Source organism: Noviherbaspirillum pedocola (assembly GCF_016632335.1).
Lineage (GTDB): Bacteria > Pseudomonadota > Gammaproteobacteria > Burkholderiales > Burkholderiaceae_D > Noviherbaspirillum_A > Noviherbaspirillum_A pedocola.
Genome location: NZ_JAEPBG010000050.1, coordinates 1 through 13,921 on the forward strand (window position 1 = coordinate 1; position 13,921 = coordinate 13,921).

Consider the following 13,921-nt stretch of genomic DNA (forward strand, 5'->3'; position numbering starts at 1 on the left):
GCTTTGCGATATCCAAACCGACCCGTACGATTGCCATGTTTGCCTCCTACGTTGGATGCGATGCCCATGCTTCGCGTGCCCCCAGTCTACCGAGCCCCGGAGGAGGAGGGAGTCCATGACATTACCGCTAGAGCGGTTGTCGGAATGCTAGACGGTGGAGTGTTGAGCGATTAAATACTACAGTTGTAATTGCCAATATTTGTCCTAGGATGTCGTTCAAGGTTGCAGCTTGGAGGAGCAGTGATCATGGACGCTGTTATTCAGAAATACCGGCAAGAGAGCCGGATGTGGCAGCAAACTCTGGACGATCTGCTGGCGCGTATCGGGCGGCGTTTTGGGCGTAAGGAGATGCAGCAGCGCGCCCGGGATTACCTGCAAGGTTTACTGCAGCCTGTCGAGCGCAAGAATGGCTGGCAACTGGCCGAGGTCGCTGGGCAGCGCGTGCCATACAGCATTCAGCATCTGCTGGATCGGGCGCGGTGGGATGCCGACGCGGTGCGGGATGACGTTCGCATCTATTCTCTGGAATACCTAGCTGACCCAAACGCGGTGCTGGTCGTGGACGAAACCGGCTTTCTTAAGAAGGGACAGCATTCGGTTGGCGTCGCGCGCCAGTACAGCGGCACTGCAGGCCGCATCGAGAACTGTCAGATCGGCGTGTTCCTGGCCTATGTCAGCAACAGGGGCCGCGTGTTGATCGACCGCGAGCTGTATCTACCGCGGGAATGGACAGACAGTGACGAAGATCGCATTGCCGCGAAGGTGCCCGAGACCGTTTCCTTTGCCACGAAGCCAGAGCTGGCCCGGCGCATGATCGAGCGTGCAATCGCTGCAGATGTGCCGTTTCGCTGGGTCACCGGCGATGAAGTCTATGGCAATCATCGCCGCCTTCGCCTCTGGCTGGAACAGCAGCAGATCTGGCATGTGCTGGCACTGGCTTCCAATCAGTACGTCTGGCTTCCGGAAATACGGCAGGTCACCGTACAGGCCTTGGCCGCTACCGCCTCTGCTGAGGACTGGGTACGGCTGGCTGCGGGGGACGGAGCCAAAGGGCCCCGGCTCTATGACTGGGCACGCTTGCCTTTGCTGAGCTGGCAGATACCTGGTGAGCGCTGGCTGCTGCTGCGCCGCAGCCTGGCCAACCCGCAAGAGATCGCCTATTACATTGCTTACGTGCCGCGCGGCTGCCCCTTGGAGGACATGGTGCGGGTGGCTGGCTCCCGCTGGGCTATCGAGGAGTGTTTCGAAGCGGCTAAGGGAGAGGTCGGCCTGGACCAGTACGAGGTCCGCAGTTGGCATGGCTGGTATCGGCACATCACTCTGGCCATGACGGCGCATGCCTACCTCACCGTCTTGTACGCGATCTCGGCGCAGCGGCCGATGTTTAAAAAAAAGACCCGCTACGACGCCATGCAGCTTTGGAAGCAACAGCGATTACATTAGTACCGCTAAGCGTGCGGGAATTGCGCAAGCTGATATGGCAGATACTCGGACGGGTGCGTCCCTGCCTCGCATTCATCATCCATTGGTCACATTGGCGACGACATCATCAATCCATCGCCATGCTCTGTCATTGGCGCCGACGGATGAGGGCAACATAAATTACAACTGTAGTATAAAGCGGTCTAACTATGAACTTCGCCAGTATGAGAGACTCAGCCCTAGCGCCGCGACGAGTTGGCCCTGACGGTCACGGCCGATGAATTAATCATTTCCATCAAGATGTTGCGGGCGAAATTCTCTGCATAGTCGTTACGGGCGGCAGCCGCTTCGACGGCTCCTTCTACAGCCCCGTCCACAACCGCCTGCAATTGCCGAATGTGGATATCGCAGATCGTGGTGAGATTCGTGTAACGCTCCTGGTGGAAAAACAGGAAGCGGCGCGCGAGGGTCTGCAGCATCGCGTAGAACTCGGCAGCATAGCTGTTGCGGGAAGCCTCGCCGAGCAGTCTGGTCAGCTCGAAATGGGCACGCAGGTATTCGCGCATATCCGGGTGCGCCTTCAACGCCTGCAACTGCTTGATGAGGTTGCGCATGCCTTCGCGCTCTTGTTCAGTGGCACATTGCGATGCTTCAGAAACGATCAGTTTTTCGATCTCGCGGCGCGCCTGAATGATTTTAATTTGCCCTGGGTAGTCGATCTCGGAGATGAAGATCCCTTCTCGGGGCGCAATATCTACCAAGCGCTGGAACGCTAGTTTTTGAAGTGCGGCGTGCGTAGGCGACCGGCCGAGTGCAATACGCTCACTCAAGGTAACTGCTGACCATTGGCTTCCAGGCGGCAGTTCTCCTGTAACGATAAGCTCCTCCAGGGCGACGTATGCCTTCTCAGTCTGACTCACAGCCTCCCGATTGAAGAGGCCGGTTGCTTTTTTCATGCAAATGTTCCAATTCGCTTTTGCAATTCTCTTTTCAATACCTTACCTGTGCCGTTCTTAGGCAGGTCAGAGACATAAATATATCGTTTTGGCCGCTTGAAGCGGGCGATCGCGCTCAGGCAATGCGCATCCAAGTCGGCGTCTTCAACAGTGACATCCGGCTGTCGCACGATGAATGCCACGACCGATTCTCCCCACTCCGGATCCTGCGCTCCCACCACGGACACCTCTGCAACTGCCGGATGTGTCAGCAGGATTTCCTCTACCTCGCGTGGATAGATATTGGTGCCGCCGCTGATGATCACGTCCTTGGAGCGGTCGCGCAAGTGCAGCAGGCCGCGTTCGTCAATCAGGCCGACATCCCCGGTTCGCAATGCACCTTCAACGATCGTGCTTGCCGTGGCCTGCGGATTATTCCAGTATCCTGCCATCACTGCCGGGCCACGCACAGTCACTTCGCCAAGCTCTCCCGTTGCGACCGGATGGCCGTCGCCATCGACGACTGACACCTGCATCGATGTCATCGGGAAGCCGACCGAGCCGAGCAACTGACTGTCACCGGCATCGACTGCGGCACCGAGCTGTTCCGCGCAAATACCGGAGATTGTCATCGGACTCTCGCCCTGGCCGTAAACCTGGGCGATCTTCGGGCCGAAGCACTGCACGGCAGCCTTGATGTCTTCGATGTAGAAAGGCGCGCCACCCACCAGCAGGGTGTGCAGGCCGGAAGGGCGCACGTCATGCTCATTGGCGTAGCGCACCATGCGCTGGACGATTGTCGGCGCTGCAAACAGGCTTGCGCGGTGATGGGTATCCAGCAGTCTGAACAGTTCGGCTTCGTCGAACCCTCCTGATTCAGGCAATACCTGCGTGCCGCCTTTGATCCAGTAGGGAACGCTGTACAGGCCGGAACCATGTGATAGCGGCGCCACATGAATAAGAGCGTCGCCTTGGGCCACCGGCTGGACGTCGGCCCAGAAGTTGAGCGCAAGGCTCACCATGTTGGCGTGCGTGATCATCACGCCCTTAGAGCGGCCGGTCGTACCGCTCGTGAAGAATAGCCACGCCAAATCACTCTCGTTGCAGCTGCCGCCGACTGGCAAGTATGGCGATGCCAGCGCCGTGAGATAGTTTTCTGACTCGGTGTCAATCACATCGAGTTGAGCATGTATCGCCGGGTGTTCACGCAGGGAATCGGCGAGCGATCCATGCGACAGGCACTTGCGGGCGCCCGCGTCCCCGGCCATGCCCGCAATCTCGTTAGGGTGCAGCTTGCTGTTGACCGGCACGACGCACAACTCGGCCCGCCACGCTGCCAGCAGGCTTTCGATGTATTCCGGGCAGTTCTTCAGCACGAACAGCAGCCGCTCGCCGGGTTGCAGCCCAAGACCGTGTCTGAACCAGTGCGCGAGTGCACCCACACGCTGGTCAAGCTCGCGGTAGGTGAGGCGGGTTTGGTTGCCGCAGATCACTGCGGTGCAATCGGGATACAGCTGGACACTGCGCTGAAATAGTTGGCTGAGGTTCATGGCTGGCAATGTAATGATCTTGGTAGGGTTGAACGGCGTGGCGTAGTGCGTTACGGGCGCCCAAGGATCGTGATGCAGGTGGTCGCTTCCTCGACGCCGGAAAAACCACCGCCGTTTTCCGCAATGGCGAAGCGCGCGTTTTCCACCTGGCGCGGCCCCGCCTCGTGGCGCAACTGCGTGACCATTTCGAACACCTGCGCCAGGCCCGTGGCGCCGATCGGATGGCCACGGGACAGCAGCCCGCCGGACACGTTGATCGGGATCTGCCCGCCCAGCGTGGTGGCACCTGTCTCGGCCATTACCCCGCCTTCGCCGAACGCGCAGAAACCGAGCGCTTCGGTTTGCTGGATCTCGGCGAATGCCGTGGCATCGTGTACTTCGGCCAGGGACATGTCGCGCGGTCCCAGTCCGGCGCTTTCATAGGCCTCGTTGGCCGCAAGATGGCACAGGTGGCGGTCGTACTGGTCGGCACGGCGGTCAGTGGCGCTGCGCATCACACTGGCCAGGATTTCAACCGCCCGGCCGCGCTGCAGCCGCCGCAATCCATCTTCGTTGCAAACGATCGCCGCCGCGGCACCGTCGCTGATCGGTGCGCACATCGGCAGCGTCAGCGGCCAGGAAACTGCCCGCGCTGAGAGCACTTCGTCGATCGTCAGCGGGTACTGGAATTGCGCCAGTGGGTTGCGAGTGGAGTGGACATGGTTTTTCGCGGCCACAGCAGCCAATTGACGCTGGGTCGTGCCGAAGGTTTTCATGTGCAGACGGGCGAGGCTTGCGTAAATGTCCATGAAGACGCTGCGCTTGCCGGGCTCGACGTAGCCCTTGGGCGGCTGAACGTCGGTCGATAGCGACATCAAGTGGCGCATCTGCTGCTCAGCGGCATGCACATCCCAGGCACCGTCGAACACGGCGAAGCTGCGTTCTTTGTCAACCGAAAACAGTTTGTCGACTCCGACCGCAAGGCAGATATCCGCTGCACCGGAGGCGACATGCAGCCGGGCAGCGTTGAGCGCCGTGCTGGAACTGGCGCATGCATTTTCGACATTGGTCACCGGGATACCCATGATACCCATTGCCCCTAGCGCAATCTGGCCGGAAACCATGAACTGACCTTCGATGGCGCCTTGGCCGGCGGTGGCGAAATAAGCAGCTTGCAAGGCACTGCTGTCACAGCCGGCGTCCTTCAGTGCCGCCGACACCGCCTCGCGGACGAGGTCCTTCACGCTGCGTTCGATTTGCTTGGCGAACGGAGTAATGCCCACGCCGACGATATAGGTTTTCTCATTCTTCACTGGATACTCCTGTCGTAATGATTGATTCAACGTGGTCGCGCTGGGCGTCGAGCTCCTTTGAGGTGCCTGACCAGGCGACCGTGCCATGATCGAGCACGTACTGTCGGTCCGCCAGACGCATTGGCACCTTCAGATTCTGTTCCACCAGCACTAGGCCTGTTCCCAGACGATGCACCTGGACGAACACGTCAATCAGTTCGTCGACAATCTTTGGCGCCAGGCCTTCTGTCGGTTCGTCCAGGAGCAGGATCTTCGGGTTGCCTAGCAGCGCCCTGGCGATCGAGAGCATTTGCTGTTCGCCGCCGGACAACTGATCGCCTCCGAAACCTATGCGCTCCTGCAGCCGCGGGAAAATCTCCAGAACACGTTCGATGGTCCAATACCCCGGCTTATGCGCGAGGGCGCCCATACGCAGGTTCTCGTGCACGGTCAGGTTGGGAAAGATCCGGCGCGTGTCGGGAACGAAACCCACGCCGAGCCGGCTGATCTGTTCAACGGGCAGCGTAGTGATATCCCGCTCCTGGAACAGGCGCTTTCCTTTCGACAAGGGCAGCAGTCCCATCATTGATTTGAGCGTGGTCGACTTGCCCGCGCCGTTCCTGCCGACGATGGCGATAATTTCATCTTGCGATGCCGTGATGCAGACATCATGGAGTGCGCGTGCCAGTCCGTACTGCACACAGGCGCTATCGAGAACCATCATGCTGCAGTCTCCTCACCGAGATAGACGGAACGCACGGTCTGGTCGGACTGGATCGCTTGCGGCGCACCACAGGCGATTTTGCGACCGTTGCTCATGACAACGATTTCCTCCGACAGGGACATGACCGCATCCATGTTGTGCTCGATCAGCAGAACGGTACGCCCCTCGGCCGCGGAACGGATCAGCCGGGTGGCACTTGCGATCTCGTGGTGGCCGATGCCGGCGAGCGGTTCGTCAAGAAGCAGGATGGTGGGCTGCGGCAGGAGGGTGACGCCTAGCTCTAGCGCCCGTTGCAGACCGTAGGACATGGTGCCTGCAATCTCATTGCAGTGCGGGGCTAGGCCGGTCAGTTCAAGCATCGCTTCGATGTCCTGCTGCAGTCGCCTGTCATAGCGCGTGGCATTCCAAAATGGCAGAAACCGTGAATGCTTGATTTGCGCGGCAATGCGCAAGTTCTCAGCGACGGTCATTTCGGGATAGATCTTGGTGATCTGGAAGCTGCGCCCAATGCCGGCGCGTGCACGCTCGTGGGCCGGCATGGCGGAGATATCGGCACCGTTGCACAGGACCGCCCCTTTATTCTGGGCGAGGCGGCCCGCCAGCACATTGAGTAAGGTGGTCTTCCCGGCACCGTTAGGACCAATCAGTCCATAGATGCGGCCCGTTTTAAACTGATGGCTGAACTCGTCGATCGCCTTGAGGGCGCCGAAGCTGACCGTGACGTCACGACATTCAAGTCCAATGTTCGTCATGGCTTTCTCCGTTGCACGCGGGCCGCGAGGCGGCGGGCTTCTCCGAGGAAGCCTTTGGGGAAAAAGATGGTGGCGAGAATGAACACCATGCCAAGCAGGCCATACCAATATTGCGTCTGCCCGCTCAGCCACTCTTTGAGAACCTCAAACAGGATCACACCGCCAACCGGCCCCCACAGTGTCCCGGCGCCGCCCAGCAGGGTCATGATGATGACATCGCCTGAGGTGGTCCAGTGCAGCATCTGCGGATTGACGAACATAAGCAGCGAGCCCAGCAGGGCGCCGGCCAGGCCGCTGATGCCGCCTGACACAAGAAAGGTGATCTGCTTGATGCGGTGGACGTTGTAGCCAAGCTGCTCGGTGCGGATTTCGTTCTGTGCGATGCTTTGCATGACCCGGCCGAAAGGCGAAGCCCGGAACATCGCGACACCCGCGACGACAAGGGTAAACAAGGCTGCCACATACCAGTAGAACGGCTGGGTGGCGAAGAAATCGACACCGAACAGTTGCGGCCGAGTGACGCCGGCCATGCCGTCGGCACCACCCGTCCATTCTCGCAGCTTGCTGTCTGCAAGAATGTAAAGCAGCTGCGACAGCGAGAGCGTCACGAGCGCGAAGAATATACCGGACACCCTCAGCGCAAAGAAGCTGACGATCCACGCCAGCAGCGCGGCGGCCGCCACGGCGGCTACCATGCTGGCCTCGAAGGACCAGCCATAACGTTGGGTGAAGATCGCGAGGATATAGCCGCCCATGCCCAGGAAACTGGCGTGGCCGAAGGACACCATGCCAAGCGATCCGAAAACCAAGTCGAAGCCGAGTGCGAAGATCGACCAGATCATCACCAGCAGTGCAAGATTCAGAAAGAAGTCGTTTTGTGTCGCAAATGGCAGCGCGATGACCGTCGCGCCGACCAGAACACTAACCGCAAGGTCAAACGGGCGGGTAATCATGCTGACCTCGCCGGACGTGAGAACAGTCCTTGAGGACGAGTCATCAGGGTGGCGATCAGCAGCGAGAACGTCATCACATCGACCCAGCTCGGGACAAACGTGTAGCCGACTGCGCGCACCATCCCGATCAGGAGTGCTGCGGCGACCACGCCGCGTATGTTGCCAAGGCCGCCGAGGATGACCACGATGAAGCAGTCAATGATCATGTTAGTGGCCATGCCAAGCTCGATTGGAAACAGGGGCGCGGCGATGGCGCCGGCAAGCCCGGCTAGCCCCGCGCCCAGCCCGAAGACGGCATTTCGGATCGTTGCTGCGCGTAGCCCGAGTATCTGCACCATCTCTGCGTCACTGCTGGCCGCGCGCACTTTCACGCCGAAGGTACTGCGCTCGAGGGCCAGAAATAGCGCGATGGAAACAAATGCGCCGAAGGCAATGACAAACAAGCGGTAAACGGGGATGGTGCTTCCGAACAGAGCGATCGTTCCTGCAAGTGCAGTCGGCATCGGGGCTTCCTTGTAGCCTAGGCCCCAGGTGAATTTGACGGCTTCGGTAATCACGAGGATGAAGCCGAATGTGAGGATCAGCTGATAGAAATGCGGTCGCGCATACAGCGGGCGCAGCGCGAGCCGTTCCATGACGACACCGATGGCGGCGGTGGTCAGGGTCGCCGCCACCAGGCCCAAGGCGAAGGAACCCGTGCGGCGGATAATTTCGAAGGCAAGGTAGGCACCGAGCATGTACAGGGCGCCGTGAGCGAAGTTAATGACTCCAAGCATGCCGAAGATGAGCGTTAGCCCGGATGCAAGCAGGAACAGTAGCATGCCGAGGCTGAGGCCGATGATGATCATGGACATAGGAAGCCTTACACAGGAGGAGTTGTGCAGATACGCGCGAGCTGGCATTGGGGCGGCCGGCCACGACGCCTGCCGGCAGAGACTTCACCGGCAAGGAGCGCTAGCGCGTTTGGGGCAGAATGCTCAGTTCTGGCACTGTTCGAAAATCTGCTTGGGGGAGTACACGTGAACGATCTTCATCATGTAATCCGGATTGGGAGCACGGCCGGCGACTACTTCGCCCCACAGACCGTCCTGCAACGCCTGGTGATCACATGCGCGCATTTCCTTGCGGCCTTCGACGGAGTTATCGCGCACGCTAGTGGCCATTGCCTCTACCCATTTTTCCTTATCCCAGCTGCCGGTTTTCTCGATGACGTCTAGCCACCATGCCATACCGTCGTAGGCTTCGCCGGCCGCGCTGGACGGAAACTCGTTGAATTTCTTGCGATAAGCTTCGACAAACTTCTTGTTGGCCGGATTATCGACGGTGTAGTGATAGCGAACGCCTGAATTCACGCCGATCGAAGTCGGGCCCACGCCTGCGGCCATCGTTTCGTCGGCAATCACTGGCCCGAAGATCTTCTTGCTCTTGCCAAGATTGACCTGACCGGCCTGCTTGACTATCGTGACCGCGTCAGATCCAGTCATGAACAGGGCCACGCCATCGGCGTTCGATTTGGCGATCTTGTCGACGATGGACGAGTAGTCACGGTTGCCCAGAGGCGGAAAATCCGCGCCGACGACTTCAATTCCAGCCTTTTCCGCTTCCTTGCGGTACCACTCCCAGCTGTCGCGCGTGGCTTGATAGTCGGCCGTCACGCCATAGACTCGCTTAATTTTCTGGTCCTTGGTGTAGCTCAGCGCCATGCGCTGTTCCATACCGAGCGTGTTCGACGTGCGGAAGGTGTAGCGTGAGCCGCCAGGCACGGTGATCTTGTCGTCGGCGGACATTGTGACCAGGTGCGGGATCTTACGTTGCTTGGTGATGTTCATGATTGCCAGTGTCGACGAGGAACTCACTGCGCCGAAGATCATATGCGCGCCGTCGGCAATCAACCGGGTCGTTTTTTGCACGGCTGGTTGCGGTTTGGTCTCGTCATCCTCCCAGGTCACCTTGATTGGCTTGCCGAGGACCTTGCCGCCGCGCTGGTCGATCGCGATTTCGACGCCTTTGCGCATGTCTTCGCCAAAAATCCCGTATGTGCCCGAGAGCGATACAACTCCGCCGATATGGAAGGCGTCTGGATCCGCCGCGTGCGCATTGGCCATGCCCAAAAATGCGACCATAACGGCGGTTGTAGCGTGCCATGCGGCAAATTTCCTTATTTTCATGCTTGTCTCCGTTTTATTTGTAACATGTTACACGTCGTTTATAACACATCACATATCAACGCGTAACATACTTTTACGAATATTGATGTTTCCTTACGACAGGTTCCGCTGCGATTTCAGTCAAGCTGAATCGTCCTTTGTGGGCGCAGCGCACGGGGCTTGTGGTGTTCTTTCATAATGGCGCATTCGTTATTGGTAATATCGAAACGCACGACCATATATGCCGCGACTCGGGCGCACTCAGCGAAGCGCCCTTGCTTTCGAGGGACTACAGGCTGGCACCGCAACGCAAATACTCTTGGCGACGGGTGATTGCTGGCAAGCGGTCCGCCGGGCAGCCGAGAACGCACACCCTCGGCATAGACGAATCCAGGGCTTTCTCCGCATGGCGCTGTTATCCACGAAGGTAAAGCAGACGGTCACATGGTGTACGGCTTGGATCGGAAACGTGATGGAAAGACAATGTATATACTTCGTTTTGGAACCAGTCCGGAGCATCTGAATGACAGAACCTGTGAACGTCGGCTTTCTGGGCCTTGGCCAGATGGGCGGCGCAATGGCCGAACGACTTCTTGGCAAGGCTTTCCGCCTGCATGTCCACGACCCTATGCGCTCCGCGATGGAACGCTTTGTCGCCGCTGGCGCGGTTGCCCATGACTCGCCCAAGTCCGTGGCGAATGCTGCTTCCATCGTTTTTGCATGTTTGTCCAGCCCAGAGATTTCACTTTCCGCGGCATTAGGGCCTCAAGGGGTAGTGCATGGTTCCGCCATCAAGGTATATGGGGAGATGTCTACCATCGGGAAGGAGACGATCGAACAGATCGCCGTCGGCCTCGAATCGCAGGAAATCGATACCATCGATGCGCCGGTGACCGGCGGGCCGCCGATTGCCCGCGCGGGCAAGCTTACAATGATGGTGGCGGGCGAGCCGACAGCCGTGGAGATTGTGCGGCCGCTCCTGGCGATGATAGGCAAGGAGATCTACACACTTGGTGAACGGCCGGGCATGGCTCAGGTCATGAAGGTCGTCAATAACCTGATCATGGCTGCCAATATGATCGTGGCTTGCGAAGGGCTGGCGATGGGCGCCAAGGCAGGTCTGGATGCGGGCGAGATGCTGCGCGTTCTAAAAGCTGGCTCGGGACAGAGTTTCAGCGCATGCGAAATATTGCGTAGGGGCGTGGACGGGACTTTCGACTTTGGTGCCGCTTTGTCAATTCTTGACAAGGATGTCATGCTTGGGTTGCGCGAGGCAAACGCCCTGAATGTCGAGATGCCCGTTATCGACCAGGCGCGACAGGTCTGGCACTCGGCCCTCGAGGCAGGCTGGGGTGACCAAGACTTCACCACAATTCTGAAGGTTGTGGAGCAGAGAAATGGAACCTTGGTGCGCGGAAAGACTTCATCATGAACCTGAGAGCCCGCTCAATGTCTTTTCAATAGCGGTGCGAGGAACGCCAAGATAGCGAACTGCAGGCTGATTTCAAGCTTACATTCGCAGTTTTTCCGCAGCCGACGGCATTTCTCCAGCCAAGCGATTGAGCGCTCCACGACCCAGCGCTTGGACATTACTTCAAAGGATGCAATTCATTGCGCTTGGCAATCTCGACCGATGCCCTGAGAATTTGTTGAACGCCTTGGGTGAAGCGCCCGCCGGTATAACCGTCATCGCCTAAAAAATCAGCAGCCAGAGAAGGAATGTCCGCGCCAGCATTGCAGCCTCGCAGATCAGCCGTCATTCCAGCGCGTCGGTCGAATGCACCTGCTGGCGCAGCGTGAACTTCTGGATCTTGCCGGTCGAAGTCTTCGGTATCTCGCCGAAGATGACCGCCTTCGGCACCTTGAATCCGGCAAGGTGGGCCTTGCAATGGGCAATCAGTTCGTCGGCGCTCACGTTGCTACCGGCGCGCGGCTCGATGAAGGCGCACGGCACTTCTCCCCACTTCGGATCGGGGCGCGCGACTACCGCGGCGGCCAGCACGGCGGGGTGGCGGTACAGCACGTCTTCGACCTCGATGCTCGAGATGTTCTCGCCGCCGGAGATGATGATGTCCTTGCTGCGGTCCTTGATCTTCACGTAGCCGTCCGGATGCATCACCGCCAAGTCTCCAGTGTGGAACCAGCCGCCAGCGAACGCGGCTTCGGTTGCCTCGGCGTTCTTCAGGTAGCCCTTCATCGTGATGTTCCCGCGAAACATGATCTCGCCCATCGTCTCGCCATCGGCCGGCACCGGCTGCATCGTGGCCGGGTCGAGCACGGCCACGGCTTCCTGCAGGTGGTAGCGCACGCCCTGGCGCGCGTTCAGGCGCGCGCGCTCAGCAATGTCCAGCGCCTCCCATTCCGCATGCTTCACGCACACGGCGGCAGGGCCGTACACCTCGGTCAAGCCATAGACATGTGTGAGGTCGAAGCCCATTTTCTCCATGCCCTCGATCATCGCCGCCGGCGGTGCGGCGCCCGCGACCATTGCGCTGACACGCCGCTCGATACCGGCCTTCATCGCATCGGGCGCATTCAGCAGCAGGCTGTGCACGATCGGCGCGGCGCAGTAATGGGTGACGCGGTGCTCGCGCATCAGGCCAAACACCATGGCAGCCTCTATCTTGCGCAGGCAGACATTGACGCCGGCACGCGCGGCAACCGTCCACGGAAAGCACCAGCCATTGCAGTGAAACATCGGTAGCGTCCACAGGTAGACCGGGTGCTTCGGCATGTCCCATTCAAGAATGTTGGACACCGCGTTCATGTACGCACCGCGATGGTGGTAGACCACGCCTTTCGGGTTGCCGGTGGTGCCGGAGGTGTAGTTCAGGCAGATCGCCTGCCATTCGTCGGCGGGCGCTTGCCAGGCATAATCCGCATCGCCTCCGGCGAGGAGTTCCTCATATTCGATGGTGCCGATGCGTGTGCCGGCACCGGCATATTCCGGATCATCGGCATCGATGATCAAAGGCGCGCGACCGCACTGTGCCAGCGCATCGCGCATCACGCCGGCGTACTCGCGATCGACAATGACGGCTTTGGCTTCGCCGTGCTCGAGCATGAAGGCGAGGGCGGGCGCATCGAGCCGGGTGTTAAGCGTATTGAGCACCGCGCCGGTCATCGGTACGCCGAAATGCGCTTCCACCATCGGCGGCGTATTGGGCAGCATGACCGCGACCGTGTCGCCGAGTCCGATGCCGCGCTCAGCCAGCGCGCTGGCCAGCCGCCGGCAGCGGTCATACGTTTCGGACCAGGTACGACGCAGGGTGCCATGCACGATGGCGGTCCGGCGCGGATAGACCGCCGCGGCGCGTTCGAGGAAGCTCAGAGGGGTGACCGGCGCGTAATTGGCGGCATTGCGTTCCAGTCCGGCGTTGAAAATGTTGGCCATGGCGTTTGCGCTCCATGAGTAAAGAGGATCTGTTTTTGTATGTTCACGCGCCAGCAAAAGTATCACGACCAGTCACCGCGAATTGGTCCGCAGTATGCCGAAATTCCTGCGCGGCACGGATGGGCGTCTCCAACAATTGGGTCTTTTTTGATGTAAGACAAAAAGACCCATGGTGTCGGCTACCAGGCAGGCATACGATGAATTTGTATTTCCCGTCGCATGTCGGCAAAGAGGATAGGAGAGCATCATGTTCAAAACCATACTCGTATCAACGGATGGCTCTGAACTGGCCGAGAAGGCAGTGAATGCGGCCATCGAGTTCCCCCAGCACAACGGCAGCAAGCTCGTCGCCATGAGCGTCGCCGAGCCGTACTTGAACTCTCCGTTCGTCGAACCAGTATTTCTGCCCGATTCGGAAGTCTCTGAAAAAGCGGCGCGAGAACGGGCGCAGAATAACGTGCAGCGCATCTCGGCCGCTGCGGAGGAGGTTGGCGTACCTTGCGAAACAGTGACTGTGCTCGGCACCGATCCTTCCGAAGAGATCGTGAATACCGCGAAGCAGCTTGGGTGCGATTGCATCTTCATCGCCTCGCATGGCCGCAAAGGAATTGACCGGATGCTGCTCGGCAGCGTGACGCAGAAGGTGCGGTTCCGTTGCAATAAGGAAGTTCGCATGAGCGAAAGCACGCAGTGTCGATTGCTCAGGCGGCCAGGGAATAAAATTGGTCTGCGGCGGACGCAACTTGTCCGTCGGGGCAGTCAAGCTGCCCTTT

13 protein-coding genes and 1 pseudogene are annotated in these 13,921 nt (G+C 59.3%); 4 read left to right on the top strand and 10 right to left on the bottom strand.

Annotated elements, in window-relative coordinates:
- Window positions 1–285 precede the first annotated feature (285 nt).
- Window positions 286–1,443 carry an IS701 family transposase gene (locus JJB74_RS32475; protein WP_234485051.1) on the top strand — a complete coding sequence of 386 codons (1,158 nt, stop codon included), beginning with the start codon at window positions 286–288 and terminating at the stop codon, window positions 1,441–1,443.
- 218 nt (window positions 1,444–1,661) lie between these two features.
- Here the strand turns inward: JJB74_RS32475 and JJB74_RS32480 are convergent, their stop codons facing one another.
- From JJB74_RS32480 to JJB74_RS32515, 8 genes are all read right to left on the bottom strand, one after another.
- A complete protein-coding gene (locus tag JJB74_RS32480; RefSeq protein ID WP_200598690.1) occupies window positions 1,662–2,378 on the bottom strand; it encodes a GntR family transcriptional regulator in 717 nt (238 codons plus the stop codon).
- Window positions 2,375–3,907: an AMP-binding protein gene (locus JJB74_RS32485; RefSeq protein WP_200598691.1), complete on the bottom strand. Its 1,533-nt coding sequence runs from the start codon at window positions 3,905–3,907 to the stop codon at window positions 2,375–2,377. The genes JJB74_RS32480 and JJB74_RS32485 overlap by 4 nt, the downstream gene beginning before the upstream one ends.
- A 50-nt stretch (window positions 3,908–3,957) precedes the next feature.
- Complete coding sequence (locus tag JJB74_RS32490; protein WP_325170220.1) at window positions 3,958–5,199, bottom strand: thiolase family protein; 1,242 nt, start codon at window positions 5,197–5,199, stop codon at window positions 3,958–3,960.
- Window positions 5,189–5,902, bottom strand: a complete 714-nt coding sequence (locus JJB74_RS32495; RefSeq protein WP_200598693.1) for an ABC transporter ATP-binding protein — start codon at window positions 5,900–5,902, stop codon at window positions 5,189–5,191. The genes JJB74_RS32490 and JJB74_RS32495 overlap by 11 nt, the downstream gene beginning before the upstream one ends.
- On the bottom strand, window positions 5,899–6,654 hold the full coding sequence (locus tag JJB74_RS32500; protein WP_200598694.1) for an ABC transporter ATP-binding protein: 756 nt from the start codon (window positions 6,652–6,654) through the stop codon (window positions 5,899–5,901). Before JJB74_RS32500 ends, JJB74_RS32495 begins: the two co-directional genes overlap by 4 nt.
- A complete protein-coding gene (locus tag JJB74_RS32505) occupies window positions 6,651–7,607 on the bottom strand; it encodes a branched-chain amino acid ABC transporter permease (RefSeq protein WP_200598695.1) in 957 nt (318 codons plus the stop codon). Before JJB74_RS32505 ends, JJB74_RS32500 begins: the two co-directional genes overlap by 4 nt.
- The gene (locus tag JJB74_RS32510; RefSeq protein ID WP_200598696.1) at window positions 7,604–8,461 is read right to left on the bottom strand and encodes a branched-chain amino acid ABC transporter permease; all 858 of its coding nucleotides are present in this window, start codon (window positions 8,459–8,461) and stop codon (window positions 7,604–7,606) included. The genes JJB74_RS32505 and JJB74_RS32510 overlap by 4 nt, the downstream gene beginning before the upstream one ends.
- Window positions 8,462–8,584: 123 nt before the next feature.
- The gene (locus JJB74_RS32515) at window positions 8,585–9,775 is read right to left on the bottom strand and encodes an ABC transporter substrate-binding protein (RefSeq protein WP_200598697.1); all 1,191 of its coding nucleotides are present in this window, start codon (window positions 9,773–9,775) and stop codon (window positions 8,585–8,587) included.
- 164 nt (window positions 9,776–9,939) lie between these two features.
- Here JJB74_RS32515 and JJB74_RS34315 point away from each other — a divergent pair, with 164 nt between their 5' ends.
- Together JJB74_RS34315 and JJB74_RS32525 are read left to right on the top strand one after the other, a co-directional pair.
- On the top strand, window positions 9,940–10,185 hold the full coding sequence (locus JJB74_RS34315; protein ID WP_407672459.1) for an alpha/beta hydrolase fold domain-containing protein: 246 nt from the start codon (window positions 9,940–9,942) through the stop codon (window positions 10,183–10,185).
- Between the two features lie 92 nt (window positions 10,186–10,277).
- Window positions 10,278–11,186, top strand: a complete 909-nt coding sequence (locus JJB74_RS32525; RefSeq protein WP_200598699.1) for an NAD(P)-dependent oxidoreductase — start codon at window positions 10,278–10,280, stop codon at window positions 11,184–11,186.
- A 14-nt stretch (window positions 11,187–11,200) separates the two neighbouring features.
- On the opposite strand, the pseudogene JJB74_RS33605 reads toward JJB74_RS32525, so the two are convergent.
- Window positions 11,201–11,451, bottom strand: a pseudogene (locus tag JJB74_RS33605) (transposase); the annotation flags it as partial.
- Window positions 11,452–11,510: 59 nt separating this feature from the next.
- Window positions 11,511–13,148: an acyl-CoA synthetase gene (locus tag JJB74_RS32540; protein WP_200598702.1), complete on the bottom strand. Its 1,638-nt coding sequence runs from the start codon at window positions 13,146–13,148 to the stop codon at window positions 11,511–11,513.
- Between the two features lie 247 nt (window positions 13,149–13,395).
- On the opposite strand from JJB74_RS32540, the gene JJB74_RS32545 reads away from it, so the two are divergent.
- On the top strand, window positions 13,396–13,921 hold a 526-nt coding region (locus tag JJB74_RS32545; RefSeq protein ID WP_200598703.1), incomplete at its 3' end, for a universal stress protein.